At 38.3% G+C, this 25,580-nt stretch carries 21 protein-coding genes and 1 riboswitch; of the genes, 17 read left to right on the top strand and 4 right to left on the bottom strand.

Annotated features, from left to right (window positions below; all coding sequences use genetic code 11):
• Nucleotides 1–9: 9 nt before the first annotated feature.
• Nucleotides 10–108, bottom strand: a riboswitch (TPP riboswitch).
• A 242-nt stretch (nt 109–350) separates the two neighbouring features.
• The 5 genes from mbcS (at nt 351) to MOK21_RS05355 (ending at nt 5,584) form a co-directional block, all read left to right on the top strand.
• Nucleotides 351–1,940: an acyl-CoA synthetase MbcS gene (mbcS, locus tag MOK21_RS05375; protein ID WP_249073035.1), complete on the top strand. Its 1,590-nt coding sequence runs from the start codon at nt 351–353 to the stop codon at nt 1,938–1,940.
• 245 nt (nt 1,941–2,185) lie between these two features.
• Entirely contained in the window at nt 2,186–3,199 is a 1,014-nt protein-coding gene (gene sppA, locus MOK21_RS05370; RefSeq protein WP_249072930.1) for a signal peptide peptidase SppA, read from the top strand.
• A gap of 12 nt (nt 3,200–3,211) precedes the next feature.
• On the top strand, nt 3,212–3,829 hold the full coding sequence (locus tag MOK21_RS05365; RefSeq protein WP_249072929.1) for an RDD family protein: 618 nt from the start codon (nt 3,212–3,214) through the stop codon (nt 3,827–3,829).
• A gap of 232 nt (nt 3,830–4,061) precedes the next feature.
• A complete protein-coding gene (gene tpx, locus MOK21_RS05360) occupies nt 4,062–4,565 on the top strand; it encodes a thiol peroxidase (protein ID WP_249072928.1) in 504 nt (167 codons plus the stop codon).
• A gap of 89 nt (nt 4,566–4,654) precedes the next feature.
• On the top strand, nt 4,655–5,584 hold the full coding sequence (locus MOK21_RS05355; RefSeq protein ID WP_249072927.1) for a class I SAM-dependent methyltransferase: 930 nt from the start codon (nt 4,655–4,657) through the stop codon (nt 5,582–5,584).
• Nucleotides 5,585–6,202: 618 nt separating this feature from the next.
• Here the strand turns inward: MOK21_RS05355 and MOK21_RS05350 are convergent.
• Nucleotides 6,203–6,652, bottom strand: a complete 450-nt coding sequence (locus MOK21_RS05350; protein WP_053484991.1) for a universal stress protein — start codon at nt 6,650–6,652, stop codon at nt 6,203–6,205.
• A 397-nt stretch (nt 6,653–7,049) separates the two neighbouring features.
• Between MOK21_RS05350 and ald the strand changes: the two genes are divergently transcribed.
• The 3 genes from ald to MOK21_RS05335 all read left to right on the top strand — a co-directional run bounded on the left by ald (nt 7,050) and on the right by MOK21_RS05335 (nt 11,157).
• Nucleotides 7,050–8,165 carry an alanine dehydrogenase gene (gene ald, locus MOK21_RS05345; protein WP_249072926.1) on the top strand — a complete coding sequence of 372 codons (1,116 nt, stop codon included), beginning with the start codon at nt 7,050–7,052 and terminating at the stop codon, nt 8,163–8,165.
• Between the two features lie 201 nt (nt 8,166–8,366).
• Nucleotides 8,367–9,890 (top strand): AbgT family transporter, encoded by a 1,524-nt coding sequence (locus MOK21_RS05340; protein ID WP_249072925.1) that lies wholly within the window; start codon nt 8,367–8,369, stop codon nt 9,888–9,890.
• Between the two features lie 82 nt (nt 9,891–9,972).
• Nucleotides 9,973–11,157 carry an amidohydrolase gene (locus tag MOK21_RS05335; RefSeq protein ID WP_249072924.1) on the top strand — a complete coding sequence of 395 codons (1,185 nt, stop codon included), beginning with the start codon at nt 9,973–9,975 and terminating at the stop codon, nt 11,155–11,157.
• 137 nt (nt 11,158–11,294) lie between these two features.
• Here MOK21_RS05335 and MOK21_RS05330 read toward each other — a convergent pair whose 3' ends face one another.
• A complete protein-coding gene (locus tag MOK21_RS05330) occupies nt 11,295–12,383 on the bottom strand; it encodes a M24 family metallopeptidase (protein WP_249072923.1) in 1,089 nt (362 codons plus the stop codon).
• 221 nt (nt 12,384–12,604) lie between these two features.
• Between MOK21_RS05330 and MOK21_RS05325 the strand changes: the two genes are divergently transcribed.
• Both MOK21_RS05325 and MOK21_RS05320 read left to right on the top strand, forming a co-directional pair.
• Nucleotides 12,605–13,288 carry a metal-dependent hydrolase gene (locus MOK21_RS05325; protein ID WP_249072922.1) on the top strand — a complete coding sequence of 228 codons (684 nt, stop codon included), beginning with the start codon at nt 12,605–12,607 and terminating at the stop codon, nt 13,286–13,288.
• A 153-nt stretch (nt 13,289–13,441) separates the two neighbouring features.
• Nucleotides 13,442–14,749, top strand: a complete 1,308-nt coding sequence (locus MOK21_RS05320) for a DRTGG domain-containing protein (protein ID WP_249072921.1) — start codon at nt 13,442–13,444, stop codon at nt 14,747–14,749.
• Between the two features lie 84 nt (nt 14,750–14,833).
• Here MOK21_RS05320 and MOK21_RS05315 read toward each other — a convergent pair whose 3' ends face one another.
• Entirely contained in the window at nt 14,834–15,139 is a 306-nt protein-coding gene (locus MOK21_RS05315; protein ID WP_249072920.1) for a YtpI family protein, read from the bottom strand.
• 90 nt (nt 15,140–15,229) lie between these two features.
• Between MOK21_RS05315 and MOK21_RS05310 the strand changes: the two genes are divergently transcribed.
• Nucleotides 15,230–16,174: a DHH family phosphoesterase gene (locus tag MOK21_RS05310; RefSeq protein WP_249072919.1), complete on the top strand. Its 945-nt coding sequence runs from the start codon at nt 15,230–15,232 to the stop codon at nt 16,172–16,174.
• Between the two features lie 53 nt (nt 16,175–16,227).
• Here MOK21_RS05310 and MOK21_RS23705 read toward each other — a convergent pair whose 3' ends face one another.
• Complete coding sequence (locus tag MOK21_RS23705; protein WP_283164618.1) at nt 16,228–16,359, bottom strand: hypothetical protein; 132 nt, start codon at nt 16,357–16,359, stop codon at nt 16,228–16,230.
• A gap of 238 nt (nt 16,360–16,597) precedes the next feature.
• Here MOK21_RS23705 and dnaE point away from each other — a divergent pair, with 238 nt between their 5' ends.
• The 6 genes from dnaE (at nt 16,598) to pyk (ending at nt 25,354) form a co-directional block, all read left to right on the top strand.
• A complete protein-coding gene (gene dnaE, locus MOK21_RS05305) occupies nt 16,598–19,681 on the top strand; it encodes a DNA polymerase III subunit alpha (protein WP_249072918.1) in 3,084 nt (1,027 codons plus the stop codon).
• Between the two features lie 187 nt (nt 19,682–19,868).
• Complete coding sequence (locus MOK21_RS05300; RefSeq protein ID WP_249072917.1) at nt 19,869–20,510, top strand: FadR/GntR family transcriptional regulator; 642 nt, start codon at nt 19,869–19,871, stop codon at nt 20,508–20,510.
• Nucleotides 20,511–20,531: 21 nt separating this feature from the next.
• Complete coding sequence (gene accD / locus MOK21_RS05295; RefSeq protein WP_249072916.1) at nt 20,532–21,380, top strand: acetyl-CoA carboxylase, carboxyltransferase subunit beta; 849 nt, start codon at nt 20,532–20,534, stop codon at nt 21,378–21,380.
• Complete coding sequence (locus tag MOK21_RS05290; RefSeq protein ID WP_249072915.1) at nt 21,373–22,341, top strand: acetyl-CoA carboxylase carboxyltransferase subunit alpha; 969 nt, start codon at nt 21,373–21,375, stop codon at nt 22,339–22,341. Before accD ends, MOK21_RS05290 begins: the two co-directional genes overlap by 8 nt.
• 264 nt (nt 22,342–22,605) lie before the next feature.
• Nucleotides 22,606–23,565: a 6-phosphofructokinase gene (gene pfkA / locus MOK21_RS05285; protein WP_249072914.1), complete on the top strand. Its 960-nt coding sequence runs from the start codon at nt 22,606–22,608 to the stop codon at nt 23,563–23,565.
• 28 nt (nt 23,566–23,593) lie between these two features.
• The gene (pyk, locus tag MOK21_RS05280) at nt 23,594–25,354 is read left to right on the top strand and encodes a pyruvate kinase (protein WP_249072913.1); all 1,761 of its coding nucleotides are present in this window, start codon (nt 23,594–23,596) and stop codon (nt 25,352–25,354) included.
• The last annotated feature ends 226 nt before the right edge of the window (nt 25,355–25,580 follow it).

The following is a 25,580-nucleotide window of genomic DNA, read 5'->3' as shown; positions in this document are numbered from 1 at the left end:
TTCATCAGTAAATAGATGTGAATTGCTCCCTACGTCAGTATTAACTAACAGGTTCAAAGGGTCAGGTTTTACCTTCTCAACTCTAAATGAGTCCCCCTGCAATCTTGCTTTTAGTTGACCAAAATGTACCATATTATTCAATCATGTTCAATAGGGAGTTTTTATCTTCATAAGTAAATGTTTACTGTGTAAAGCAACGATTACGCAAAGTTAATGGATAGAATCGATCCGTGACTGTTGCCATATAGTAGAGCATGATAGTTGTCACGACTTTAATGATTTAGAGTGTCTTCCATTGAAAATGATAAAAATGGAGCTTTATAATGAGCGTACAAAAGGGGGCATTTGCTATGAAAAGAGAAGATTTAATCGCACCAGAATGGTATAACATTTCAGAGGAAATTGAAAAATATGCACAGGATTCTACCAAAAATGCTTTATTAGTTTATAACGAAAACGGAGAAATTCAGTACATTACATATACAGCTTTACTTGAAAAAGCAAATCAGGCAGCGCATGTATTTACATCACAAGGTTTAAAAAAAGGTGATGTTATATTAGTCATGGTACCGAGATCCGTGGAAGCCTATATTGTCTATATTGCAGCCTTAAAGGCAGGTTTAACGATTATACCTAGTTCAGAGATGTTAAGAACGAAGGATATTGAATATCGAATCAAACACGCCGATGCAAAAGGCGTTGTTGCATTTGAGCCTTATATTGAACAATTCGATAATGTGGAGAATTTCCAAGAAATACAGCAATTTGTTATTGGTCACGCACATGAACCTTGGCAGCCGTTGCTTGAAAAAATGCAAAACCAACCAACGACCTACATAAGTTCTACACCGACTAAAAATACTGACATTGCCTTTTTAGCATATACGAGTGGGACAACAGGTAATCCAAAGGCAGCAGTTCATACGCATAGCTGGGGTTACGCACATTTACGGACTACTGCTCCAAATTGGCTTGGCATTCAAGAAGGAGACATTGTTTGGGCTACAGCAGCTCCAGGATGGCAAAAATGGATTTGGAGCCCGTTCCTCGCTACTTTAGGAAGTGGTGCTACAGCATTTGTTTACAAAGGTCACTTTGATGCGGCAACATACCTTACGCTGCTTGAAAAATTCAATATCAATATTCTGTGTTGCACACCAACCGAATACCGATTTATGGCAAGCCTTGAAAATTTGCAAGACTTCAATTTAAGTACGATACGTCAGGCTGTGTCAGCAGGTGAACCTTTAAATAGTGAGGTGATAAAGGTATTTACCGAGGTCTTTAATCTACAAGTACGAGATGGTTATGGACAAACAGAGAATACATTACTTGTGGGTACAATGGTAGGGATGGAGCCTAGAATGGGCTCAATGGGGAAGCCTACTCCGGGTAATAATGTTGAAGTTATCGATGATTTTGGAAATCCTACTGCTATTGGAGAAGTTGGAGATATTGCTGTACACTGTGAAACACCCGCCTTATTTAAGGAATATTTAAACGATCCTGAACGTACAAATTTACAGTTTAGAGGCGATTGGTATATTACAGGAGATCGTGCATATAAAGATGGAGATGGCTATTTTTGGTTTGAAGGGCGTGGAGATGATGTCATTATTTCATCTGGGTATACGATAGGCCCATTTGAGGTAGAAGATGCGTTATTGAAGCATCCAGCTGTGAAAGAAACTGCCGTTGTCGCAAGTCCGGATGGAATTCGTGGAAATCTAGTAAAGGCATTTGTTGTGCTCGCTGATGGAGAAGTTGGTGATGAAACGCTAATAAAAAAACTACAAAGACATGTAAAAACTTTAACAGCCCCTTATAAATATCCTCGTGCAATTGAGTTTGTTACTGAGCTACCAAAGACTTCATCGGGCAAAATTCGTCGTGTCGAATTACGTGAGCAAGAAAAAATCCATTATGTCAAACATCATTAATTTCCTAGGAAATAATGTCGAAAATCAAAGTTCTTGCTTTTTTTATGAACTTTGATTTTTTTTATAAAATTAAGTAATGTATTATAGATTGAATGGTGCTTGTGCATAGTATTGGCTCTTCACCAAAGATTGGCTATGAATTTGTTAAAATGTATGATATGTATAGAAGTTGAATCATATTTTTGCAATAAGTTTGAAACAAATTAGGAAATCAATCGTATAACGTTATGAGGAGGCGGAAAGATATGAATGGTAAAAGGTGGGCCGCTTTAATAATTGCAGGTGTACTATTAATATTTTCATTAGGGATTAACACCATTTTTGCAATATTTAAATCGAATTTCTTTAGCGATTTTGAGAGCTTGGTGGCTGGAAACGATTTGACTGTAATGGAAGAGGTTAAAGAAAGTGGTGATATGGATAAACGTATTGCCTACTTAAAGGTGGATGGTGCGATTCAAGATGTTGGCTCAAGTACACTATGGCAACCAGTTTCCTATGATCATCAATTTTTCTTAAATCAATTAGATAATATTTTATATGATCAAACTGTAGAAGGTATCGTTTTAAGTGTTAATTCACCAGGCGGCGGTGTAAAGGAATCAGCAGAAATATATAAGAAACTATTAAAAATTAAAGAAGAGCGACAAATTCCAATCTATGTTTCTATGGATTCGATGGCAGCTTCAGGTGGTTATTATATTTCAGCACCTGCAGATAAAATATTTGCGCAACGTGATACAATTACAGGTTCAATTGGTGTCATCATGCAATCTATTAATTATCAGGCATTAGCAGAAAAAGTTGGTATTAAATATGAAACGTTTAAATCTGGTGAACATAAAGATATGCTTAGTCCAATGCGTGAAGTGACACCGGAAGAGCGTGCTATGATGCAAGACATGATTAATGAAACTTATCAGGAATTCGTTAATATTGTCGCAAAAGGGCGTAATATGTCTGAGGCCAATGTGAAAAAAGTTGCGGACGGTCGAATTCTTAGTGGTAAAAAGGCTAAGGAAGCAGGCTTAGTAGATGAGATTGGCGATGAGGAAGCAACAATTGCTGCACTACGTAAAGACTTTGGTTTAGAGGACGCAGAATTATTTGAGTATTCATATGATGTGGGTGGTTGGCAATCATATGTTGGGATGAAGATTGGATCAATATTTGGTCCTTCAGCAGAGGAAAAAATGTTGATGAAAATTATGGCAGATTACAAAGCGCCAAAAATGATGTACTTATATGGCGAAAACTAGGGAGGGAGTACAATGACAAACAATGAAATTGTTATGCAAGGTTCACCCTCTATGGAGAATGCCCTCCTAATAGATACGCCAAATACGAATAAAAATTATGCGTTAAAAACGGCAGGCTTTTGGATACGTTTTTGGGCATTTTTATTAGATGGATTCGTTATTACAGCTGTAGGTGGAATTCTCGTTAATCCAATTTTTTATTTTATGGATTGGTCATTATCGGAAACGGTGTGGTATGCACCCATTTCGATTATATCCGCAATTATCTATTACAGTTATTTCGTTTTAATGACGAAATTTTTTGGGCAAACGCTAGGGAAAATGATATTTGGATTACGTGTTATTTCATTAAAACATGAGAAGCTGACTTGGTCAGATGTGTTATTCCGTGATTGGATAGGACGTATCATCAATAGCATTTTTATGCCACTTTATATTCTTGTAGGCATTTTACCGAACAATCAAGGTCTACATGACTATTTCGCAGATACAACAGTCGTTCATGAAAAAGTTTATATTGAAAAAGATATTGTGCAACCATCTTTGCCAACCAAAGAGGAAAAGACGGAATCTGTCACTCTAGAGGAAAAATCAGAACCTGAAAAACTAGAGGGAAAAAGCGAAGAATAAGGGCAAGAGCTGTCTCATTACATTGAGACAGCTCTTAGTTTTTGTGGAAATAGTGATGATTAACGGTTATTTCGTATGGAATAGAGGAACAAACAAAGTGCTCAGTTGGAACGGACATCGACCCAAGGGTGTGAAAAGATTGTTCAAAACTATTTTGATAAGCTGTCTCAGTTGCAATTAATTCCCTCCATTTAGTAATATTATGTACATATGAAGATTAGGAGGCGTTTATATGGCACAAGTAACATTTAAAAATGGCCCAGTAACACTTGTAGGTAACGAAGTAAAAGTTGGAGACCAAGCACCGGACTTTACTGTATTAGCGAATGATCTATCACCTGTTACATTAAAAGATTCAGAGGGGAAAATTCGCTTATTTAGCGTTGTACCATCATTAGATACTGGTGTTTGTGATGCACAAACACGTCGTTTTAATGAAGCAGCAGCAAACTTAGGTGACAATGTAGTCATTTATACTGTATCGGTGGATCTTCCATTTGCTCAAAAACGTTGGTGTGGTGCAGCAGGCATTGATGCTGTTCAAACAGTTTCAGATCACCGTGACCTTTCATTTGGTGAAGCATACGGTGTCTACATCCAAGAATTACGCCTTCTAACGCGTGCGGTGTTTGTTGTGGATGCTAATGACAAAGTGACTTATGTGGAATATGTTCCTGAAGCAACAAACCATCCAAACTATGAAGCGGCCATTGCAGCTGTCAAAGCACTAGCATAATGTATTGATTTTAGGCTAAGATATTACTAGACAAAGGGGCTGTGACAAGTTTTTGTCACGGCTCTTTTCTGCGTGAAAGGAAGTTGTGTATGGAAAATATCGAGAAGTTATTTGGTATGCTAAATGAACATGCCGAAAAGATAGAAAAAGAACATAATATCACATTGCTAGAGGGCATTTTAGACGGCTTAGAGGCATGGCTAGATGGGGAAGTTAATTTTTCACAAGAAGGTGCTACAAAGGAAGATGTGCGCAAAGCGATTCAAATAGCTGTTTTAAAGGGGATGCGAAAAGGATCTCAGCCGAATCATCAAATGACACCTGATACGCTTGGGTTATTAGTTGGTTATTTTGTGGAGCAACTATTTGCAAATCGTTTGAAAAAAGAAAAAATTTCCGTTTTAGACCCAGCAGTAGGTACAGGGAATTTACTACTAACAGTTATGAATTTATTAGACGGGAAAATAGAAGCAACAGGGGTAGAGGTTGATGAGCTACTTATTCGTATAGCTGCGGCAACAGCTGATTTGACAGAGCAGCCTGTGTCCTTATACCGTCAAGATGCATTAGAAGATTTATTAGTAACGCCTGCAGATGCTGTTGTTTGTGATTTACCGGTCGGATATTACCCGAATGAAGATATCGCATTAGATTATGAATTATGCCCTTCAGAAGGAATGAGTTATGCCCATCATTTATTTATTGAGCAGTCTATTAACTACACGAAGGATGGAGGCTACTTATTTTTCCTAGCACCAACCCATCTCTTCGAATCTGAGCAATCGAAACAACTTCATAAATACATTCAAAAGCATGCTTGGATTCAAGCAATTATTCAATTGCCAGATACAATGTTCGCTAATAAAGCACTTGAAAAGAGCATAGTCATTTTGCAAAAACAAGGTAAAGAATTTAAAGCTCCAAAAGAGGTACTGTTAGCAAAAGTACCAAATATGCAAAATAAACAAGCTCTTGCTATGTTCTTTGAAAAAGTGAAGATGTGGCAAGAAGGTAAATAAGTAAAAAAGGTATCCGAATTAGGATACCTTTTTTAGTTTGTCTATTATATATAAGCATGTGTATCAATATAACTGTTAGTTTCACTTCGAGTCGCCTCAAAAACGAGAGGGTTGATTTCCGCTCCGGCTGGGCGCTTTCCTGGGGGCGTCCGATGAGCCGCTTCACTCGCGATGCTCGCTCCAGGGTCTCGGGGCAACAGGATGTTGGTCACGAAGGCGTTATCACAGGACGTGATGCTCTTAGCCTTCGTTCCCCTATCGCTAATCCCCTAGGAGTCGCCCAGTCTCCACTCCAATCAACCAATTCACTTAGCGTGTATCTTTTGGTGTGGACTATAGAATGTTTTAAGCACAATAGCTAAGTGTTGAAAACCTATATGAGACACTGCTTTTTAGCACGTTATAGGAACTTGCAACTTGCCTTATACAAAAAAATAATCAAATTTATCGAAGATCTTTTTAGTGTTTGATTATAGATTTTAATACAATAGTGGCTTCAGATTTTCAACTCACTCCGTGTTATGGAACCATCAAAGACTCTTTAATCCCATTGACATAATATTTTTCAACAATAAGAAAAAGGTATCCAACATTGGATACCTTTTATGTAAGACAAAATTAATTTTCAGGTGTACGGATAACAAGTACGTCACATTTAGCTGAGCGTACAATTGCTTCAGATACTGAACCGATAAGGAAGCGTTCTACTGCATTTAGACCAGTTGCACCACAGATGATTAAGTCTGCGTCTACAATTTTAGAAAGCTCTTTTGTAATGATATTTTTTGGTGAGCCGTATTCAATTACAAGGTTAACATTAGTTAAGCCTGCTTCTTCAGCTTGTTTTTTGTAACCATTTAATAGCTCTTCAGAGAATGCTTGAGCACGCTCAGCAATTGAACGGTCATATGCTTCGATTGCAGCGAATGAACGTGTATCAATAACATTTACTAAATTTAATACGGCACCTTCGTTACGTTTTGCTACGTCAATCGATTTACGGAAAGCGTATTCAGCTTCCTTAGAACCGTCTACTGCAACTACAATGCTTTTATATTTATTAGCCATTTGAATTACCTCCCAGATTTGTATAAGTTGATTATACCAAATGATTTTCTAAAGGAAATACTTTCCGGAAGAAAAAATGTGAAAAAGTGAAGGCATTTAATTCACAATTGACTACAGGTTATTTTTGTTACATACGTGACGTTCTTCGGAATTTCTGTCGTATCGATTAATAAAAATACTGTATGTTCCAAATAAATATACGGGGTGGAAAATTACTATTCAATCCAGTTAGAATATTTAGTATTGTGTAAATATTATAAATTTTTTCTATTATTATTTTAATTAAAGCATTTTTTGTTTATGTTTGGTAATATGGAAATGCAAGGGGTGCATCAATACATCGAAGAGTATGTAACAAAATGTGCTTATTTTTTGGTAATGGAAGGGGATAGGGAAGATGAAGATTGGTATTCCAAAAGAGATTAAAAACAATGAAAATCGTGTAGCTATGACACCAGCAGGAGTTGTTACATTAACAAATGCAGGTCATGAAGTGTACATTGAAACTGGTGCCGGTTTAGGCTCAAGCTTTACAGATGCAGACTACGTTTCTGCGGGTGCTCATATTGTGGAGACTGCAAAAGAAGCATGGGCGCAAGAAATGATCATGAAAGTAAAGGAACCCGTAGCATCAGAATATGATTACTTCTATGAGGGTCAGATCCTATTTACTTATTTACATTTAGCGCCAGAGCTAGAGCTAACGCGGGCACTTTTAAATAAAAAAGTTGTAGGCATTGCATACGAAACAGTGCAAATAGCAAATGGTTCTTTACCGCTTTTAACACCAATGAGTGAAGTTGCTGGTAAAATGGCAACGCAAATTGGTGCACAATTCTTAGAGAAAAATCATGAAGGTAAAGGAATTTTACTAGGTGGCGTATCTGGTGTACCACGCGGTAAAGTTACAGTGATTGGTGGCGGTATTGCTGGAACAAATGCTGCGAAAATAGCTGTCGGAATGGGTGCCGATGTAACGGTTATTGATTTAAGCCCAGAGCGTTTACGTCAATTAGAAGATTTGTTTGGCCGTGATGTTCAAACATTAATGTCTAATCCTTATAATATTGCAGAATCAGTGAAAAACTCAGATTTAGTAGTCGGTGCAGTTTTAATTCCGGGAGCTAAAGCACCAAAGCTTGTTTCTGAGGAAATGATTCAGTCAATGCAGCCAGGCTCAGTAGTAGTTGATATTGCTATTGACCAAGGTGGTATTTTTGAGACATCTGATCGAGTGACAACACATGATGATCCAACTTATGTAAAACATGGAGTTGTACATTATGCTGTAGCAAATATGCCAGGAGCTGTACCGCGTACATCAACAATTGCTTTAACAAACAATACAATTCCTTATGCACTTCAAATCGCTAATAAGGGTTACAGACAAGCATGTGTAGAAAATGCTGCGCTGAAAAAAGGTGTTAATACTATAGATGGACATCTTGTTTACAAGGCAGTGGCAGATTCTCAAGGTTTGCCATTTGTAAATGTTGATGAATTAATTCAATAAATGCAAATAAGGGAGCGGTTCAATTTGATACGTTCCCTTATTCTTCTAGCATTTTAATATAATATAATATTCCAATTCTAATAGATTTCTTTCCTTTTGTTTTTAAAAGAACTTAAAGTGGAATTTTTGTACATACAGGAATCAGAATATTTGAATTAATCGATTTTTTAGATTATTAAAATTAAAGAGGATGAAATATGTATGCAACATGAAATAACTCCAAAAAAATCGTTTGTCGATAAGATGCTCGATATAATTGAACGTACTGGTAATAAATTGCCAGATCCAATTACATTATTTGTTATTATGGCATTATTAGTACTCATCTTATCTTGGGTATTAGATGTTATGGGTATTTCGGCTGTAAAACCAGGAACGAATGAAACGATAGAAGTCGTTAATTTATTGAGTCGAGAGGGCTTAATTTTAATCGTTACACAAATGCAAAGTAATTTTACAGGATTTCCGCCACTGGGCTTAGTTATTGTGTCAATGATTGGAATTGGTTTGGCGGAACAGACAGGTCTGATTTCTGCGATTATGAAAAAGACTGTTATGAGCGCACCACAGAAATTAATTGTACCAGTGATTATTTTAACAGGTTTAGTGGGCAATTTGGCTGCAGATGCGGCTTTTATTATTCTACCTCCAGTGGCGGCACTTATTTTTATGAGTTTAGGTCGTAACCCTTTAGTAGGTTTAATTGTGACGTATGCGGCTGTTGCTGGTGGCTTTAGTGCAAATTTATTAATTAGTTCAATCGATGTATTATTATTAGGTATTACAGAATCTGCTGCTCGTATTGTAGATCCAGATTATACAGGTCGCGCTACAATGAACTATTATTTCTTAATTGCCTCAACATTTGTTTTAATATTTATTGGTACATGGGTGACAAAAAAGTTTACAGAACCCCGTTTTGGCGATTATAAAGGAGAAATTAGCGTACTCGAACCATTGACACCGCTAGAGATGCGTGGTTTAAGGTGGGCAGCGATTGTTGCAATTATCTATTCTGCGATTATTGCCTATACAGTAATACCATCAAACGGTCTACTACGAGATCCTGAAACAGGCGGCTTTTTAAATTCACCATTTATGACGGGTATTGTACCAATTATGCTGTTCTTTTTCCTATTACCAGCGTTGGCGTATGGTATTGCAGCAAAAGAGGTAAAGAGTGACAAGGATGTAGCAGAAAAAATATTTAAATCCATTGCAGATATGTCATCGTTTATCGTACTTGCATTTGTTGCTTCTCAAATGATTGCGTACTTCAATTGGAGTAATATTGGCTCCATTGTTGCAATTAAAGGAGCAGAATTTTTACAGGCATTAAATTTCACAGGTTTACCAATGATTATTGGATTTGTTGTGATCTGTGCATTCGTTAATTTACTGATTGCGAGTGCCTCTGCAAAATGGGCATTATTAGCGCCGATTTTTGTACCAATGTTTATGTATCTTAATTATTCACCAGCAGTAACACAAGTAGCGTATCGGGTAGGAGATTCGATTACAAATCCTATTACACCAATGCTTGCATATTTTGCTATTTTATTAGCATTTGCAAGACGTTACGATAAAAATATCGGAATCGGAACACTCATTTCGGCGTTATTCCCATATACTATATTCTTCTCGATTGGTTGGATTATATTATTTGCTATTTGGTTCTTACTGGGATTACCACTTGGACCAGGAGATTACATTTATCTTCGTTAAACAGAAGAATCCCACGTCCTGTGGGAACGACTGAGTGACGCAACTAGACAAGGCTTATTTGATAATAATAGGAGGAATTTGAATGATTGCACAACATGTACAACTTTCAACATTACTTGAACAATTCGAGGAGGAAATGATTGCACTGCGTCGTCATTTTCATGAAAATCCAGAGCTTTCTTTTGAAGAGGTAGAAACCCCTAAAACAATTGCCGCGTTTCATCGTGCATTAGGACATGAGGTGCGAGAAGGCGTAGGGGGTAATGGCGTTGTCGCAAAACTTATTGGAGGCAAACCAGGTAAAACAGTGGCACTTCGGGCGGATTTCGATGCATTAGCAATTACGGAAGAGACGGGGCTACCATTCCAATCTAAAATCAAGGGTCGAATGCATGCTTGTGGGCATGATGGGCATACAGCAACTCTACTTGTATTAGCGAAGGCATTAAACAAAATGCAAGCAGATTTAGCAGGAACGATTGTTTTCATCCATCAACACGCTGAAGAGTTAGCGCCGGGTGGAGCAAAGTCTATGATAGAGGATGGCTGTCTAGAAGGTGTTGATGTAATTTTCGGGACGCATTTATGGGCTCCTGCAGAACTTGGTAAAGTGCAAATAGCATCTGGACCATTTATGGCTGCGGCAGATTCTATTGATATAACAATCAAAGGGAAGGGTGGGCATGGTTCTACGCCAAATGAAACGAAAGATTCGATTGTACTAGCTGCACAATTTATTACGAATTTACAACAGCTTGTAGCACGCCGAGTAAATCCGCTACGCCCAGCTGTAGTGTCAATTGGACATATTGAGGCACTCAACCCATTTAATGTTATAGCAGATAAAGTGTATATGAAAGGAACGGTCCGTACATTCCATAACGAAGAGCGTGATCTCCTTGAACAAGAAATTGAAGAAGTACTAATAGCTACTTGCTATTTAACAAGGGCTGAGTATGAATATGAATACCGTAGAGGCTATCCACCTGTTGTGAATCATCCAGCAGAAACGGAGCATGTTATCAAGGCAGCCGAAAAGGTGTCTAGTGTCAAAGCTGTTGAAATTGTCGATCCTACGATGGGGGGAGAAGATTTTGCTTACTATTTAGAAGAAAAACCAGGTGCATTTTTCTTTGTAGGTGCGCAAAATCCTTCTTGGACGGAAGTATATCCTCATCACCATCCTAAATTTGATATCGACGAACGCTCGCTCCGCATAGCTGCAAATGTTTTAGGTCAGGCAACTCTTGATTATTTGGAAAAATAATCAATGACATAATGAAAGGAAGCACCATTGCTATAATGGCTGCTTCCTTTTTTATCTCACATAACTAATAATCAGTGGAGGATGAAATAAAATTCCCACTGATTAAAGTCTCACTTTACCTGAGTAAATATTGTCAATTAAAGTACAATCAAATCTTTAGGGAATTTTGTTAGTACTTCTACGCCGTCTTTTGTTACTACTACATCATCCTCAATACGGACACCTGTCACATCAGATTTATAGATACCTGGTTCAATTGTGAAGACCATGCCTTCCTCCATAGTCATTTCATTTGCGCCTGTAACAGAAGGGAATTCATGTACGGAAATGCCTAGTCCATGACCAAGTCGGTGTGTGAAATATTCGCCATAGCCTGCGTTAGAGATCGTATCACGAGCGATAATATCTAAATCCATTGCGCGAACACCTGGTTTTACTGCTGCAATTGCATTCATGTTAGCAGATAAGACTGTGTTGTAGATTTCCTTTTGTGCCTCACTAGGTTCACCAAAGGCAACTGTACGTGTAATGTCAGAGCAATAACCGTCGTAAATGACACCAAGATCGAATAATATCATATCGCCTTTTTCTATTTTTCGAGCACCTGGTTTACCGTGTGGAGAGGCTGTCTTTGGACCGCTCAATACCATTGTTTCAAACGACATTTTGCAGCCTTTATCTTTAATAGCGCTTTCTATCGCTGTTAAGATTTCCATTTCTGTTTTGCCTTCAGCGATTTCTTTACAGCCGATTTCGATAGCATAGTCAGCTAATTCAGCAGCTTTGCGTAATTTTTCCAATTCAGTTTCATCTTTTATAACTCGCATCGCATTGATTTTTTCGTCGAGTCGAACGAAACTTGCTTGTGGGAATGATTGTTGTAGGGCTTCTAAACGCTCTACAATAAGTTGAGCTTTTTCAATAGCAAACGTTTGTGGGTTAACATTACGAGCTTTTATCGCTTGGGCAAGAACTTCCATTGAATTTTCAGTATCTTGGTGACCAATGACATCATAAGGCCAGCCTGCATCCTTCGCATCTGGGATTTCCATTTTGGGGCAAATTAAAAAAGGTTCTGCCTCTTTAAAAATCATCACGCCAAGTAATCTCTCATGTGGATCACTTTTAAAGCCTGAAACGTAAAAAACATTGTCTGGTGTAGTTACGAAAGCGGCATCAATTTGATGTTGTTGTAAATAGTTTTGAATTTCTTCAACCTTTGACATAAACAGTTCCTCCTCTTATTGCATAGAAAAAAATTGCACGTGCTTTGGCTATAATTACAGCCTGGCTTTGATCGAATGAATTTTTCTTTCTTAACAAGGTATATCTATGTTAGGAAAGAATCTATTATTCTCAGTACTAGCATATCAAAAAAAGGGGAAAACCGCATGAATAGCGAATAAAAATGATGTAGAATAATATGCACTGTAGGGAGGAAACGGATATGGAAATTAGTTATCATGGACATTCTGTTGTCAAAATTCAATCAAATGGGAAAACAATATTGATAGATCCATTCATTAATGGGAATGGGCAAACAGATTTAAAGGTAGCTGATGAAGCACCAGATATTATTTTACTTACACATGGCCATAATGATCATGTCGGGGATACAGTAGAGCTTGCAAAGAAAAAAGATGCACTCGTTATTGCACCAAATGAGTTAGCCAATTGGATTTCTTGGCAAGGGGTGAAAGCGCATCCAATGCATATAGGGGGAGCTAAGGAATTTGATTTTGGTAAAGTGAAGTTTACGCAAGCGTTCCACGGTTCTTCATATGTAACGGAAAATAATGAAATTATTTATATGGGAATGCCTGCCGGAATTTTATTGTTTATTGAAGGATTAACAATTTATCACGCAGGTGATACAGCTTTGTTTGGTGATATGAAGTTAATCGGAGAACGCCATCCTATTGATATTGCATTTTTACCAATTGGGGACAATTTTACAATGGGTCCAGAAGATGCGGCTTGTGCAGTTTCGTTTTTGAAGCCGAAAATTGTCGTACCAGTTCATTACAATACATTCCCTCCAATCGAGCAGGATCCACAAATTTTTGCAGATTTAGTGCAAAATGCAGAGGTTCAAATTTTAAAAGCGGGTGAAAAAGTAAACTGTTCCTAATCAGCGACACTGCTGTACTATATGAGTTGGCACCACGTGCGTAGTTGAAACGATGGGAAAAGTAAAACAAATTCATCACTTTATATTAAATATTTTTATAAAAAATATGGTACACTAAGAGCAGAATTTGATGCTTGAGAAATAGGTGATATTTTGTCTACAAAACATGAGAGAATTTTACAATACATCGAATCATTACCCGTGGGTGATAAAATTTCAGTACGTCAAATTGCAAAAGAAATGCAGGTGAGTGAAGGAACGGCATACCGTGCTATTAAAGAAGCGGAAAATCGTCGTTTAGTAAGCTCTATTGAACGTGTTGGAACAATTCGTATTGAGAAGAAAAAGAAAGAAAATATTGAGCGGTTAACCTTTGCTGAAATCGTTAACATTGTAGATGGCCAAGTTTTAGGTGGAAAAACAGGTCTACATAAAACGTTAACGAAATTTGTTATTGGTGCCATGCAATTAGAAGATATGATGCGTTATACAGATGCAGGAAGCTTGCTCATCGTTGGTAACCGTATTAAAGCTCATGAAAATGCACTGCGAGCTGGTGCAGCTGTTTTAATTACAGGGGGCTTTGATACAACAGAGGAGAACAAGTTACTCGCAGATTCCTTGGATCTACCAATTATTTCTACAAGTTATGATACCTTTACTGTGGCAACAATGATTAATCGTGCAATTTATGATCAGTTAATCAAAAAAGATATTTTATTTATTGAAGATATTTATGTGCCAATGACTGATACTTCTGTCCTTCGAAATGATGAAACAATTCGTCATTTCCAAAAGCTAAATGAACGAACAACTCATGGTGCGTTTCCTGTTGTTACAGCAAACAATAAGCTTGTTGGGATGATTACCGTTAAAGACGTTATTGGTCGAGAAGAAAACGAGCTTATTGAAAAGGTTATGACAAAAAATCCGATCGCTGGATCGATGAAAATGAGTGTTGCTTCTGCAGGACATCGTATGATTTGGGAAGGGATTGACCTATTACCAATTGTCGATGATGACAATATTTTGCAAGGTGTGATTAGCCGACAAGATGTACTAAAAGCACTTCAGCTTGCTCAAAGACAGCCGCAGCATGGTGAAACGATTGATGATTTAGTGAAAAACGAGATGAAGGTGCTTGGCGATGAAGAATTAATCGTAGAATTTAAAGTAACACCTCAAATGACAAACCAATATGGGGCAATTTCTTATGGAGCATTTACAACTTTGTTAGCGGAAGTTGGCTCATTCGCATTAAAGCGCCGTAAGCGTGGGGATGCTGTTGCCGAAAACATGACGATTTATTTCATCAAGCCTGTGCAAATGGAAAGTACACTTACTGTAAAACCTCGAATATTAGACATGAGTCGTAAGTTTGTGAAAATGGACTTCGAAGTGTTTAATCAACAAATGCTTGTTGGGAAGGCAATGATGATGTTCCAATTACTGGAGCGTTAAGAAAACACAAAAAGGGATGGCCTAGAGGAAATGCTAGGCCATCCCTTTCACTTTTTTAATTATGCCCGGGCATAATGGATTTTTTCATTGGTTAATTCGGTACTCTTCTTCAACAAATTGACCGTAGTGACGAACCTTCTTACTATTTTCGATCACAACAAAGATGCCTAAAACGACAAGAATTGCTACAATAATAAATGTAAATAGCCCAGGGAATAAATACGCTTGGTTAAAACCGAATAAAAGAATAAATGCACCAAGACTTACATTAGCCTTGCTTTTGTACCAATTTTTAGCAATTGGTAATGGAGAACGAAACTGTTTTGTTTTAAAATAAAAATAAAAAACAAATGATATGATTATTGCAAACACAAATATTAAATTGATCATAGTAAACCTCCTAGCATAACTAGTCATTATTGTAACGATTATTGAGGAAAAATGCTAACGGTTATTACTATCAAATTGGGGGAAATTAATTTGAAAAGACAAATCATCGACACAATTGCTTCATATGAAACAATCGTTATTCATCGCCATGTGCGCCCAGATCCAGACGCTTATGGATCTCAGCAAGGGTTAAAAGAGCTTATTTTAGCAAACTATCCGGAAAAAAAGGTTTATGCAGTAGGTGAGCATGAAGAATCTTTATCATTTTTAGCAAATCCAGATAACATAACAGATGATATATACGACGATGCTTTAGTTATTGTGACAGATACAGCAAATACAGCACGTGTGGACGATCAACGCTATACAAAGGGTAAAATGATTATTAAGATTGATCACCATCCAAATGATGATCCGTATGGTGATTTACTATGGGTGGATACAACTGCGAGCTCTTGTAGTGAAATGATTTATGAGCTTTTTGAGGAAGGGAAACAACTGGCCAACTGGATGCTACCTGATGCCTCAGCAAGATTATTATTTGCTGGTATTGTAGGGGATACAGGACGTTTCCAATTCCCTAGCACGACCGTAAAAACGTTTAAAATAGCAGGGGAGCTCATTACATATAATTTTGATCGAAATCAAATTTTCGATGGAATGTATGAAATGGAGCAAAAGCTTTTAAATTTACAAGGTTATATTTATCAAAACTTCAAAATGGATGAGTATGGGGCAGCACATATCAAGCTGACAAAGGAGTTACTGACAGAATTCAATGTTGTCCCGTCAGAGGCATCCCTATTAGTTGGTTGTCTTGGAAGTGTGAAAGATATTTGTGCATGGGTGGTCTTCATTGAAGAGGTCGATCAGATTCGTGTGCGTTTACGTTCAAAAGGCCCTATTATTAACACGTTGGCAAAGGAATTCAATGGTGGTGGGCATCCGCTCGCTTCGGGGGCTACAGCTTATTCATGGGAAGAAGCAGAACGTGTTATAACGAGATTACAGGAAATTTGTAAATCATATCGATAAACATGAATATTGGGCTCTTCGCTAAAATTAGTGGATGACATTGTTAAACGTTGTCATATATAAGGTGATTGTAGTGGAGGCTGGGCGACTCCTTGGGGATCAGCGATAGGGGAACGAAGGCTAAGAGCATCACGTCCTGTGATAACGCCTTCGTGACCAACATCGTGTTGGCCCAAGCGGCTCATCGGACGCCCCCAGGAAGCTCTGCTCTGCGCGAAAGCGAAGCGTCAGCTACAAATGTTTTATCTGTGCGAAAGCGAAGCGGCAGCAACAAAGCGCCCAAACGGAGATCAACACTCATCATGGTAATTTTTCGATATTTGGTGATTATTTGTAAACTTAAGAGAATAAGAACGTACTTCTGCCATAATAATAAAGTTTTGAAATTAACATTTTTAAATACTTAGAAAGGAAGGGATTCATTTGAAACATGTATACACGAAAATGCATACGAGTGCGGATTTATTGAAAAGTACGATTCGGCTTGAACAATTGATCCCTTTTTTACAAGAGCAAAATACTCAGGCCTGTGCAATCGTCAATTCAAAATTGTACGGGCTTTTGCCTTTTTGTAAAGCATTGCAGCAAGCGAATATTCATGCTGTATTAGGGCTCTCGATTGATGTGCAGTGGCATGACAGAAAGGTTCCACTTGTGCTGTATGCTCAGACACAAGAAGGCTACCAGCATCTTTTAAAGATTAGTAGTGCAGTTTCAATTAGAGCGGATGATGCACTTCCATGGAAATGGCTTGAAGGATATGCAGCGGGCTGTGTGGCATTGCTTTCTTCGGATGACTTAAAAGACATTGAGGATTGGAATGAAGTAGCAAGTGCATTACATAAAGTTTTTGGGAACCGTTTATTTATGGGGATAGTAAGACCTGCAGGGGTGGTAGCTGAAAATGAAGAAACGTTTGTAGCATGGTGTAAATCTATGAACATAACGATCGTTGCCTCTCAAAGTTGCTATTTTTTACGTCCAGACGATCATTTTGCCTTTGAGGTTGCAAGGGCGATAGACTCTGGTGAAAAGCTTTCCGGTACAATGCTATCAGCCCATTTACAAGGTTATTATGCCCCAACGGAAGAAGAATGGCAAAGTTGGTTTGCTGATCATCCAGAATGGCTTGCGTCTAGTGCAACAATGCTAGTAAGCTGTACGGCGAAAATTCCTGAAATGCACGTGCAAATGCCTAAATTTCCAGTGCCGACAGGGGAAACGGCTGAAAGTTTGCTTGTCAAAGAAGCTTTTGAAGGATTGTCAGAACGTTTAAAGCAAACTGAAATTCCCCTAGCTTATCGGGAGCGACTTCAATATGAGCTTGAAATTATTTGTTCGATGGGCTTTGCTGATTATTTTTTAATTGTTGCAGATTTTATGCATTTTGCTAAAGAAAATCGTATTTTAACTGGTCCTGGACGTGGTTCATCAGCAAGTTCTCTTGTTGCTTATAGCTTATCTATTACACAAGTAGATCCATTAGCGTACGGCTTATTATTTGAACGATTTTTAAACCCTGAACGTGTTACTTTGCCAGATATAGATATCGATTTTGTCGATAGTAAAAGACAAAAAGTCATTCAGTATGTCGCTCAGAAATATGGAAAGGCAAATGTAGCGCAAATTATTACGTTTGGTACGTTATCTGCTAAGGCAGTTGCTAGAGATGTTGCCCGTGTTTTTGGTTTTGATGCTGAAACATTGGAGAAAATCTCAAAAATGATTCCCAATAAACCTGGAATAACCTTGCAAAAGGCTGTGGCCGAATCACAAAGCTTACAAGGCTGGTTAGCTGAGGATGAAAAACATCGTCGCTGGCTTGAGGTGGCGTTAAAACTTGAAGGGATGCCAAGAAATTCTTCTACTCATGCTGCTGGGATTGTGCTGTCACCTTCACCATTAGTCAATACGGTACCGATTGAACAAGGGCATGATGAAATATATTGTACGCAATGGCCCATGGGAGATGTAGAAGCTAGTGGACTTGTCAAAATGGATTTTTTAGGATTGCGCAACCTGACAATTTTGGAGCAGATACGTTGGTCAATTTATAAAGCAGGTGGTCCTTGGATAGAGTTTGAGCTTATTCCAATGCAAGATGAAAAGACCTTAAAACTTCTTCAAATGGGAGATACATTAGGGATTTTTCAATTAGAATCGGAAGGTATGAAGCAAGCTTTACGTGATATTCATCCAACCCATTTTTTAGATATAGTGGCAGTCAATGCGTTGTATCGCCCTGGTCCGATGGATTTTATTCCTGTGTATGCAAGACGGAAAGCAGGAAGGGAATCGGTTACTATGCCTCATCCAGCTTTAGAACCCATTTTACGAGAGACATTTGGTGTCATAGTTTATCAAGAACAGATTATGCAAATCGCTTCGGTGATGGCAGGTTTTACGATGGGACAAGCGGATTTATTGCGTCGGGCGGTTAGTAAGAAAAATCGTCAAGTATTAGAGGAGCAACGTGCCGCATTTGTAAATGGAGCAATGAAGCAAGGCTTTGAAGTTCATGTGGCAGAAGAGGTGTATGCATTAATTGTGCGCTTTGCAGACTATGGTTTCCCTAAAAGCCATGCTGTCGCATATAGCATTATTTCCTACCAAATGGCCTATTTAAAAGCATATTTCCCACAAAGCTTTTATACAGCACTTTTATCAAATGCAACAGGAAATGTGGAGAAAATCTTACAGATTGTGAGTGAAGCGAAAGAGAAAGGGATCCCGTTTTATCCACCTTCATTAAAACAGAGTACAAAATTTTTCACTGTTGAAAAAGATGGGATTCGCTATAGCTTATCTGGAATAAAAGGAGTACCACAACCATTTATAGAGACAGTGAATGGATTACGCCAAACGAATGCAGAAGCATTTGATAATTTATTTGACTTGGCAGTTGCTTTAAGTGCACAGCATTTTAAACCAAAAGTAATGGAATCATTAATCTTCGCTGGGGCTCTCGATTATATAGGGAAGGATCGTGCTGTATTAATTGCTACATTGGAGGCGGCTTTAAAGCATGCTGAATTACTAAGACCAACTGAGGATATTGATATGGAATCGGCGACTGCCTTTAGTTTTGGTAAGCCGAAGTATATGGAAGCGGAAGCTATGCCTCAAAAGGAAAAACTACTTCATGAAAAGGAAAGTCTTGGGTTTTATATTTCAGCACATCCAGTCTCAGCTGAAAGAACTTTTTGGAATGAAGTAAATAGTACGTGCCGAGAGTTGAAGGGTGCTCGTGACGGTACGTTTGTAAAAATGATAGGCTTGATAGAAGAAGTAAAGAAAATACGCACAAAAAAAGGTGAGCAAATGGCCTTTGTTCAGCTTCAGGATGAGTTTGGAACGGTATCTATAACTTTATTCCCGCAGGTTTTTCATCTTGTTCAAGAGCTGTTACTAGAAGATGAATTGCTTTACATTGAGGGAACACTTGAAAGGCGCTTTGGTAGACCTCAAGTGAAAGTAAAACATGCGCAAGCGACGAAAAGAATATGAAATTGAAGGGAATTTTAGAAACTGCATAAATTTTTATGCAGTTTTTCTTTACTTTTTAACAGTTATTTTGTAAGCTATAATCAATGTTCAAAAGTGGCCAGACCACTTTTTAATCTTCATTTACAAATGTTTTGTAGCGACATATACAATTACACCAAGGTGATATTGGTTAAGAGGAGTTGATCGTATGGATAAAAAAACTGAACAAAAGAAAGTGTTTTTAGATATCGTCCAACAATTACGACAACTTATTAAATTAGAAAAAATACAGGCTGGTGAAAAGCTACCTTCCGAACGAGTCCTATCAGAACGTCTAGGTGTCGGGCGATCCTCTGTGAGAGAGGCATTGCGAAGTTTAGAGTTGCTAGGTCTTATTGAAACGAGGCATGGGGGAGGTACTTTCCTGGCTTCTACACAAAAGCATCAGCTCGTAGAAATATTGTCGATGTTTATATTAGAAGATGAAAAATCGAAAAAGGATGTCGAATTAACGCGACAAATTCATGAAAAGGAAGCTATTCGCGTAATAAGTTGTACAGAGACTCTGCGAACACTACCTGTGTGGGACAGTTTTTTTGTAAAGCTAGAGATCGAAGGTACGATTAATTGTCGGGATGTTTTACGAGAAATAATCATTACGTCAGGAAATCGTCTTTCACTAAAAGTCTGGTTTCAGTTAGCAGTTTATGACGGTGACCGATTAAATCGAAACTCAACAGAAGAAGAAAAAATAATCATTCAAACTATGTTGAAATCGATGCAGCTAGGCTATGAAAAAGAAGCATTAAAAGCTTACGAGCAATGGATGAGGATTGTACAAAGTAATTAGACAACAAAGGGGGAGTCAAACATGGCAATTCGTAGCTTATTCACTAAAAAGAAAGAGGATGGACAAGAAAAGGGATTTCCAGAAGGTCTTATGACAAAATGTCCAGAATGCCGTCACATTCAATTAACGAAGGAACTAGAAAAAAATCATAAGGTATGTACAAAATGTGACCATCATTTCAAAATGACAGCACAGGAGCGCGTAGCAGATTTTTTAGATGAAGGATCATTTGTTTCAATGGATGATCATTTACAGACTGGTAATCCACTTAATTTCCCTGCTTATATAGAAAAAATATCAGCGGATCAACAAAAAACAGGATTAAGCGAAGCTGTACTGACTGGGATAGGTTCTCTAGATGGGGAAGAAATTGTTGTAGCAATTATGGATTCACATTTCCGAATGGGCTCAATGGGCTCAGTTGTGGGTGAGAAAATTACACTTGCTGTTGAAAAAGCTACTGAATTACGTTTACCGTTTATTATCTTTACTGCTAGCGGTGGTGCGCGAATGCAAGAAGGCATTCTATCATTAATGCAAATGGCAAAAACAAGTGTGGCATTAAAACGTCATAGTGATGAAGGTCTATTGTTTATTTCTATTTTGACGCATCCTACAACAGGTGGCGTTTCTGCAAGTTTTGCCTCTGTTGGAGATATTAATATTGCTGAACCACAAGCATTGATTGGTTTTGCTGGTCGTCGTGTCATAGAAGAAACGGTAAGAGAAAAACTGCCAAGTGATTTCCAAACAGCGGAATTCTTACTAGCGCATGGTCAGCTTGATGCAATCTTCCATCGAAAAGATTTACGAAACCAAGTAGCAGTGCTTGTAAAAATGCATACGAAAGGCGGCGTGCAACATGTCTAAAAATTTAGCTTTTGAAGAACCAGTAGTACAATTACGTGAAAAAATTGATGAGTTAAAAACGATTGCTGCCGATGCGGATGTAGATATGACAGGCGAAATTGAAACATTAGAAACACGTCTAACACAGTTAGAACAATCCATTTATGCCAATATGAAGCCGTGGGATCGTGTCCAGGTTGCTAGACATCCAGAGCGACCAACGACATTACAATATATAGAGGCTATGTGTGAAAACTTTATTGAGTTACATGGTGACCGTACGTTTGGGGACGATGCGGCTATTCTTGGAGGAATTGCTCTTTTTGAAGGTCAGCCTGTAACAATTGTTGGACATCAACGTGGAAAATCAACTAAAGAAAATATTCGTCGGAATTTTGGTATGCCACACCCTGAAGGATATCGCAAGGCATTACGCTTAATGAAGCAGGCGGAGAAATTTAAGCGACCAATTATTTGTTTTATTGATACGAAAGGAGCTTATCCCGGTAAGGCAGCTGAGGAACGTGGTCAAAGTGAAGCAATTGCCAGAAATCTAGTTGAAATGGCGGGCCTAACAGTGCCAGTTATTTCTATTGTTATTGGAGAAGGCGGTAGTGGTGGTGCAATTGCTTTAGGTGTAGCGAATCGCGTCTTTATGTTAGAAAACTCAACGTATTCGGTTATCTCACCAGAAGGGGCTGCATCGATTTTATGGCGTGATGGTACCCTAGGAAAGCAAGCGGCAGAAGCAATGCGTATAACAGCACCTGACTTAAAAGAACTTGGCGTTATTGATGGAATTATTCCTGAAATAACAGGTGGAGCTCATCGTAATGTAGCGAAACAAGCACTTAATATAAAAGAATGTATAAGCGACACATTAAAAGCTTTGAGTTCTTTAAATGGTGAACAATTAATTGAGGATCGTTATGAGAAATTCAGAAAGATTGGACAATATACAGAAGCTGAAATACAATTTTAGGTTTTTGGATATGTAAATATGCTCGTAAATAGTTAAATATTGTGTTTTTAATAAATAAAAAACTTAGAATAAATAGCATGAGAATTGATGAAAGTATATTGAATAATTGTTAAATTTCGGATGTTTTTGAATAGAAAGAGTGTGTGAAAGCGCATTCTTTTTATTTTTTATGTAAAAGTTATGTTTTTGTAGCATCTGAACCCTTACATAGTTTGTTTTTTCATGTTAATGTGAATAATAATAGTATCTGCAGGAGGTTCGACAATGAAAAAAATTGCCGTATTAACAAGTGGTGGAGATGCGCCAGGAATGAATGCAGCCATTCGTGCAGTCGTTCGTAAAGCAGCATATCATGGAATTGATGTTGTCGGAATAAAGCATGGCTATGATGGCTTAATAAAAGGTAATATGGAAAATCTTGATTTAGGTTCAGTAGGTGGCATTATTCAACGTGGTGGTACACATTTAAATTCAGCAAGATGTCCTGAATTTAAAGAAGATGATGTTCAGCAGCGAGGCATTGACAATATGCGCGAAGCTGGCATTGAAGGACTAGTCGTTATTGGCGGTGATGGTTCTTACCGTGGAGCTATGGATTTAGTGAAAAAAGGCTTTCCTGTTGTTGGCGTCCCAGGAACAATTGATAACGACGTCCCAGGAACCGAATATACGATAGGATTCGATACTGCACTAAATACGGTCGTAGATTCAATTGATAAAATCCGTGATACAGCAACTTCCCATGAAAATTCCTTTATAGTTGAGGTGATGGGGCGAGATGCAGGGGATATTGCTTTATGGGCAGGTCTTGCAGCTGGAGCTGAGACAGTTTTAATTCCTGAAGAAGATTATAATTTGGATGACATTGTGGCACGCTTAGATCGTGGGGCAGCCCGCGGGAAAAAGCATAGCATTATTATTGTCGCTGAGGGTGTCATGTCTGGTGGCGAATTGGCCAAACAGTTATATGAGAAAACAGGAAAAGAAACGCGTGTTTCAGTTCTTGGTCATATCCAGCGCGGCGGTTCACCTACTGCGCGTGACCGTGTTCTCGCGAGTCAATTTGGTGCACATGCAGTAGAACTGCTAATGGAAGGAAAGTCTGGTAGGGCGGTAGGTATCCGCAATCATCAAGTGATTGACTATGATATGCCAGAGGCTTTCGAAAAAAATCATGAAGCAGATGTAAGCTTATATACTTTAATGAAAGAACTATCAATATAATTTGTTATAAAAACGGAGTGGGCAGAAAATGAGAAAAACAAAAATCGTATGTACAATTGGTCCAGCAAGTGAGTCACCAGAAATTTTAGAGAAACTAATTGAAGCAGGTATGAATGTTGCCCGCTTAAACTTTTCCCATGGTTCTCATGAGGAGCACGCAGTACGTATTAATTTAATTCGCGAAGTAGCACAAAGATTAGGGAAACCAGTTGGGATTTTACTCGACACAAAAGGTCCAGAAATTCGTACGCACAATATGAAAAACGGAGAATTGCATTTAGCAGCAGGGCAAGTAATTGATATTTCAATGACTGAAGTTGAAGGAACTGAGTCAAGCTTCTCTGTAACGTACGATCGTTTAATTGAGGACGTTGAGCAAAACTCTATTATTTTATTAGATGATGGACTTATTCAATTACGCGTATTAGCAAAAGATATGGAAAAAGGACTTATTCATACGATTGTTGAAAATGCAGGTGTCTTAAAAAATAAAAAGGGTGTTAACGTGCCGGGCGTTTCTGTACAGCTTCCTGGAATTACAGAAAAAGATGCACAGGACATTTTATTCGGTATTAAACAAGGTGTTGATTTTATTGCAGCCTCGTTCGTTCGTCGAGCAAAGGATGTACTAGAAATTCGAGAATTACTTGAACAAAATGGCGGTAACCACATTCAAATTATCCCGAAAATCGAAAACCAAGAGGGTGTCGATAATATCGATGAAATCATCTTAGTTTCAGATGGATTAATGGTAGCGCGTGGTGACCTAGGTGTAGAAATCCCTGCAGAAGAAGTACCGCTTGTACAAAAGAAATTAATTTTAAAATGCAATCAAGTAGGTAAACCAGTTATTACGGCTACACAAATGTTAGATTCGATGCAGCGTAACCCACGTCCAACACGTGCAGAGGCTAGTGACGTAGCAAACGCAATTATCGATGGTACTGATGCAATTATGTTGTCTGGTGAAACGGCAGCAGGACTTTACCCAGTAGAATCAGTACAAACTATGAATAAAATCGCACAGCGTACAGAAAATTCATTAGATTATAAGGCCATCGTTTCTACACGTAGTCGTGAAAAAGAGGCAAATATGACGGAGGCGATTTCTCAGGCAGTAGCATACACTTCGATTAACTTAGGTGTAAAGGCAGTACTAGCACCGACAGAAAGTGGTAATACAGCTAGAATGATTGCGAAATATCGCCCTGGTGTACAAATTGTCGCTGTTACAGGTTCTCCCAATACAGCTCACGCGTTAACACTAGTTTGGGGTGTGTACCCAGTTGTTTGTCAACGAGTTACGACAACAGATGAAATTTTAGAACTAGCTGTTGATGAAAGCTTAAAGCATGGCTTTGTTACGCACGGTGACGCAGTTGTCATTACAGCAGGTGTACCAGTAGGTGAAGCAGGTACTACAAACTTAATGAAGGTACACATTATCGGAGATTTACTAGCTCGCGGTCAAGGAATCGGTAAAGCTTCAGTAGTAGGTAAAACAGTTGTTGCAAAAAATGCAGCTGAGGCACTTGCGTATGATACAGACGGATGCATTTTAGTAACGGTTGGCTCTGATCGTGATATGATGCCAGCACTTGAAAATTGTATTGGTCTTATTACAGAGGAGGGCGGTCTAACAAGTCATGCTGCAGTTGTAGGACTAAGCCTTGGAATCCCTGTTATCGTCGGAGTAAAAGAAGCCACTACATTGATTCGCCACGGCCAAGAAATTACAATGGATGCTGAAACAGGCGTTATTTACAAAGGGCATGCAAGTGTTCTTTAATCTATAACAAAAAGCTCTAGTGCATTATAGTTGCACTAGAGCTTATCTTATAGAAGTAAATAGCATTTTATGTTTTTTTAATCTAGGAATGACATTTTGTTAAAAATATGTCGTGTGTAAGAGTTGATTGGAATGGAGACTGGGCGACTCCTTGAGGATTAGCGATAGGGGAACGAAGGCTAAGAGCATCACATCCTGCGTGAAAGCGAAGCGACAGCAACAAATG

Origin of the sequence: Lysinibacillus sp. BPa_S21 (assembly GCF_023337795.1) — a bacterium.
Taxonomy (GTDB): Bacteria; Bacillota; Bacilli; order Bacillales_A; family Planococcaceae; genus Lysinibacillus.
The sequence above is the reverse complement of the archived record's forward strand: the minus strand, read 5'-3'. Positions and strand labels throughout refer to the sequence as shown.